Source organism: Geminicoccus flavidas (genome assembly GCF_009806515.1).
Classification (GTDB): Bacteria; Pseudomonadota; Alphaproteobacteria; order Geminicoccales; family Geminicoccaceae; genus Geminicoccus; species Geminicoccus flavidus.
In genome coordinates this window covers 1-4,843 of record NZ_WUJP01000709.1, presented here as the reverse complement: position 1 = coordinate 4,843, position 4,843 = coordinate 1, and the positions used below count along the sequence as shown (strand labels likewise).

Here is a 4,843-nt window from a genome sequence, read left to right as displayed (position 1 = left end):
CGTTGTCGGTGGGACCAAGCACGTGATGCCCGGCAAGCTTCAGCGCCCACTCGATGGCCATGGCGACCAGGCCTTCGTCCTCCACCACGAGGATCAACATTGACTCTACCAGCTGCTCCCGACGGTCGGTGGAAGGCGGCGAGACCGGTGGCCGTTCCTACATCGAATCGAATGTTGTCGATTTCCGTGCCTGCTCCCTGACGGCCACCTGCAGCTCCTGCACCATCCGGCCTGCCTCCAGCGCGATCTCTTTCTCGCCGAAGCCATGGGCCTGCATGACCTGCCAGGCAGCATGACCGGCAGCCACCAGGACCCGCCCTACCGACTTCCCGTCAAGCAGCCGGGCCTCTGTCAGCACGACCTCGCGCAGATGGGCCAGCTGGCAATCCAGGGCAGTGGCAGCCAGTTGAGCCCCGGCCACGTACTGTTCGATGGCTGGATCAGCGGGCGATTCGGACTCAATTGCGGGCGGGTCCACGCTGGTTGTGTTGGGCATCGGTTGGGCATCTCCAAGGTGACTAGATGCAACAGTACCGATGCATCGCCGCGTCCGTCAGCGTGGTCTGCTGGCGCACCGGGCGGTAGGATGTGTCGAATCTGAGGCGATTCTACCTGCTCTTGCAGATGCGACAATGAGTGGCTGCATTCCAGTAGCCCGCAACACGGTAGTGTCCGGCAGTGCTTGGAAGCTCCACCAGCAGAAGTGTGCATCATGATTTTACACATCGTCTGCTTCAATTGGCGGCGCGTGTGGATTGAGGCTCGGGAGTGCACTCTTCTGCTCGTGGTAATCCTATTGTTCGGCGCTGCTGCGATATGCGCGTCGCTTGCTTATGCGGTTGGGATGGGAATCGCGGCTCTCGCCAGGAGGTTGTCGACCGTCGCAGCCTCAATCGGATGGTTGTTTGGATTGATGGACACGGGTGTCGGTATGGCGTTGCACTAGGGTGCCGCTTGCCAGGAGCAAGCGGGTCTGGCGCAATGACCTAGACAACGTAGCGCGTGAGATCCTGCGGATACGTCCAAACTCGACATGAGCGCCTTGAAGCGACGCGATCCGACCGTTCAGGCGGCGGACCAGCGCCAGCGAGGCGGCGTTGTCAGCCGAGCCGCTCTCGCTGGCGCTCGATGATCGGCCTCATGAGCAGCCACGGAAGGCCGGTGCAGACGGTGACGATGACGATCACGCCGATGACTTCACGTTTGGTCAAAGCGAGCTGCGCGTCCTCGATCGTGGCTCCGATCAAGATGCCCAGCACAACTCCGACGACGAACCCGGTGATCGTGAGCACCACGCGCAGGCGCTGCAGCCAAACCAGCCGGGCATAGGCGGTACGGTATCGTGGCTTAGAGGCATCCCAGACCACTGTACCTGCTCCCAGGAGTGTTGCGCGGCACAACACTCTACAGGGAGACCTGCTAGATATCTGCGGCACCTCCGGAAAACGTGATGACCAAAGTGACGCGCCGGAGACTCAGAGGTACCCATGCCTCCCGCCGCACTCCTTGCACTTCAGCCGTGGCTCCAACTCCGGCAGCGTCTTGTCCCTGCCGTACCTCTGCACCCATACGTCCTTGATCACTGGCGAGCCATGTTGGCAGCGATCACACCAGGCATCCATACGCACGTGCAACGGCAGTTCATGGAGGCGAGCGAGGCAGCCGGCAGCCGTCCCATCGGTGCGCTTGACACAGCCCCAGCAGAATGTAACCGATTTCTAGAGCATCAGGATGGAGGGTTCGCCCGCGCCAGCAATTCCTCGTGTATCGACAGATCGTCGATGCACTTGGCAGTGTGCCCAAACAATAATCAACGATTGCCCTCAAGATCGCTTGGAGTCGTGCCAATGAAGCTGCATCTCCTCCTGCCCTGCCTGTTGAGCGGTGCCGTAGCAGGCACGGCCCTGGCCGACGAAATCACTGTGGCCTCCGGCGGCGGCGTCTACCAGGATGCTCAGCGGGCTGCGTTCTTCGATCCGACCGCCAAGAAGCTCGGCATCACCATCAAGGAGGCGACCACTTCCGGCATTCCGGAGATCCGCGTCCAGGTGCAGAGCAAGGCGGTGGCCTGGGACATCGCCAACACCGCGGCGGAGGAATGCGCGATCGGCAGCAAGGAGGGCCTGTTCGAGCCGCTCGACCCGAGCGTGGTCGACACGTCCGGCATCGATCCGAAGCTGGTCGGCAAGGACTGGGTGGCGAACCTCTACTATTCGACCGTGATCGGCTGGAACACCGACACGATCGGCGCCGACGGCCAGGTCCCCACTGGCTGGGCCGACTTCTTCGACACCGAGAAGTTCCCGGGGGACCGGGGGATCTACGACCATCCGCGCGGCAACCTGGAGGCGGCCCTGCTCGCCGACGGCGTGCCGCCCGACCAGCTCTATCCGCTCGATGTCGAGCGCGCCTTCAAGAAGCTCGAGGAGCTCAAGCCGGACATCACTGTGTGGTGGACCTCCGGTGCCCAGTCCGCGCAGCTGATCAAGGACGGCGAGGTCGATCTCATCCAGATCTGGAACGGCCGCATCGACGCGGCGATCAAGGACGGAGCCAAGGCCGATTTCACCTTCGACCAGGGCATCCTGATGGCGGACTGCTTCGTCGTGCCCAAGGGCGCCCCGCACAAGGACCTGGCGATGAAGGCGCTGGGCCTGTTCATCGCACCCGAGCAGCAGGCGCTGCTGCCGCTGCACATCGCCTATGGGCCGATCAACCAGAAGGCCTTCGACCAGCCGGTGCTGACCGACGAGCTTAAGGCGAAGATCAACTCCTCGCCCGAGAACGCGGCCAAGCAGTTCGTGCTGGACGTCGCCTGGTGGGGCGAGCACGGTGCCGAGATGATGGAGCGCTGGCAGAACTTCAAGCAGCAGTGAGCCGCTGAAGCATGGCGTCTTCGATCACCATCCGCGGACTGTCCAAGCATTACGGCGCGTTCGCCGCCCTCTCGGACGTTTCCATCGACATCCCGGCCGGTCAGTTCGTGACCCTGCTGGGGCCCTCTGGATCGGGCAAGACCACGCTGCTCATGAGCATCGCCGGCTTCGCCCATCCGGACCAGGGCAGCATCCGCATCGACGACCAGGAGATCCTGAGCCTGGAGCCGGACAAGCGTGACATCGGCGTGGTGTTCCAGAACTACGCCCTGTTCCCGCACATGTCGGTGGAGGAGAATGTCGGCTATCCCCTGAAGCTGCGCCGGGTGCCGGCCGCCAAGCGTGCCGGGCGGGTCAGGAACGCGCTCCAGGCCGTGCAGATGGAAGGGTTTGGGGCGCGGCGGATCAACGAGCTCTCGGGCGGGCAGCGCCAGCGCGTTGCCGTGGCCCGCGCCATCGTGTTCGAGCCCCGCATCATCCTGATGGACGAGCCCTTGTCGGCGCTCGACAAGAAGCTGCGCGAGGAGATGCAGATCGAGCTGAAGCATCTCCACCAGCGCCTGGGCCGGACCATCGTCTACGTCACCCACGACCAGAAGGAGGCCCTGACCCTGGCCGACCAGGTGGTGGTGATGGACCGAGGCCGAATCGTCCAGAAGGACAGCCCGCGCGAGATCTACGAGCAGCCGAAGACCCGCTTCGTCGCCGATTTCATCGGCAACTCCAACTTCCTGCCGCTCACCGGGCCGGCCGCCGCCACGGTCGAGCCCCTGGTCTCGGACGAGTTCCGCCAGCGTCACCTGGACGGGCACAGCCGCCCGCTCCTGGTGATCCGCCCAGAGAAGCTCGAGATTGCGCCGGCCGGGATGCGGGAGCCGGGCTCCTTCTACCTGGACGCCACGGTGGGCGAGATCCTGTTCCAGGGCGACCTCGTGATCGTGTTCGCCAAGCTCGGCAATGGCGAGCTGGTCCGCCTGCAGCGCGGCACGCGCCGGACCACGCTCGCCACCATCCCGGCGGAAGGAGAGCCGGTACGCCTGGCCCTGCACGAGGAGGATGCGATCGTCGTCGACGAGGAGACGACGGGATGAGCGTGGCGGCCACCCGCACGGCGGCGCCCCAGGTCGGCGAGGCGAAGCCGCTCCGTCCGCGGAGCTGGCCATTCGCCGTGCCGGCGGTGCTGGTGACGCTGGTGGTACTGGTCCCCTTCCTGTGGTTGGGCCTGCTGTCCTTCTTCGAGGACGGCACGCTGTCGCTCGTCCACTACCAGCGGATGCTGGAGAACCAGAGCTATCTCAGCATCCTGTCCGACACGGTCCTGCTCAGCCTGATCGTGACCGGGATCGTGATCGTGCTGGGCATCCCCACCACGTACTTCATCGTCCGCCAGCCGCCCTGGCTCGCCACGCTGATGCTGGCCTGCGTGGCGATCCCGTTCTGGACCTCCTTGCTGGTGCGCACCTATGCCTGGATGGTGCTCCTGCAGCGGCGCGGCCTGATCAACACCTGGCTGCTCGACCTGGGCCTGATCGACCGGCCGCTTCGGCTGGCGAACAGCTTCACCGGGACCACAATCGGCATGGTCCACATCATGCTGCCGTTCTTCATTTTCCCGCTCTACTCGGCGATGCGCCAGATCGATCCGGATATGGTCAAAGCGGCGCGCAGCCTGGGGGCCGGGCCCAGCCGGGCGTTCTGGGACGTGTTCCTGCCGCTTTCGACCCCCGGCATCATGGCCGGCGCCCTGCTCTCCTTCGTCCTGTGCCTGGGCTTCTACGTCACGCCGCAGCTCTTGGGCGGCGGAAACGTCACCACCATCTCCATGAAGATCCAGCAGAATGTGACGATGTACAGTGAATGGGGTGCCTCCAGCGCGCTAGGCGTGGTGCTGCTCGTCCTGGTGCTGCTCTGCTTCCTCCTGGTGCAGGGGCTGGTACCGCGGAGGCTGCGCTCGTGACCCGTGCCTG

5 protein-coding genes are annotated in these 4,843 nt (G+C 64.5%); 3 read left to right on the top strand and 2 right to left on the bottom strand.

Features of this window, described 5'->3' with window-relative positions:
* Positions 1-157: 157 nt before the first annotated feature.
* Together EQG76_RS20350 and EQG76_RS20345 are read right to left on the bottom strand one after the other, a co-directional pair.
* Positions 158-496: a hypothetical protein gene (locus tag EQG76_RS20350; RefSeq protein WP_159716172.1), complete on the bottom strand. Its 339-nt coding sequence runs from the start codon at positions 494-496 to the stop codon at positions 158-160.
* Positions 497-1,100: 604 nt separating this feature from the next.
* Positions 1,101-1,367, bottom strand: a complete 267-nt coding sequence (locus tag EQG76_RS20345) for a hypothetical protein (RefSeq protein ID WP_159716171.1) — start codon at positions 1,365-1,367, stop codon at positions 1,101-1,103.
* A gap of 480 nt (positions 1,368-1,847) precedes the next feature.
* Between EQG76_RS20345 and EQG76_RS20340 the strand changes: the two genes are divergently transcribed.
* The 3 genes from EQG76_RS20340 to EQG76_RS20330 are packed head-to-tail and all read left to right on the top strand — an operon-like array spanning position 1,848 to position 4,833.
* Complete coding sequence (locus tag EQG76_RS20340; RefSeq protein WP_159716170.1) at positions 1,848-2,876, top strand: ABC transporter substrate-binding protein; 1,029 nt, start codon at positions 1,848-1,850, stop codon at positions 2,874-2,876.
* A gap of 11 nt (positions 2,877-2,887) precedes the next feature.
* On the top strand, positions 2,888-3,967 hold the full coding sequence (locus EQG76_RS20335) for an ABC transporter ATP-binding protein (RefSeq protein WP_159716169.1): 1,080 nt from the start codon (positions 2,888-2,890) through the stop codon (positions 3,965-3,967).
* Positions 3,964-4,833, top strand: a complete 870-nt coding sequence (locus EQG76_RS20330) for an ABC transporter permease (protein ID WP_159716168.1) — start codon at positions 3,964-3,966, stop codon at positions 4,831-4,833. The genes EQG76_RS20335 and EQG76_RS20330 overlap by 4 nt, the downstream gene beginning before the upstream one ends.
* Positions 4,834-4,843: the final 10 nt, after the last annotated feature.

Bases quoted from the DNA above. Each gene is read 5' to 3' on its own strand.
- EQG76_RS20350 (WP_159716172.1), bottom strand. From the start codon at position 496: ATGCCCAACACAACCAGCGTGGACCCGCCCGCAATTGAGTCCGAATCG.
- EQG76_RS20340 (WP_159716170.1), top strand. From the start codon at position 1,848: ATGAAGCTGCATCTCCTCCTGCCCTGCCTGTTGAGCGGTGCCGTAGCA.
- EQG76_RS20335 (WP_159716169.1), top strand. From the start codon at position 2,888: ATGGCGTCTTCGATCACCATCCGCGGACTGTCCAAGCATTACGGCGCG.
- EQG76_RS20330 (WP_159716168.1), top strand. From the start codon at position 3,964: ATGAGCGTGGCGGCCACCCGCACGGCGGCGCCCCAGGTCGGCGAGGCG.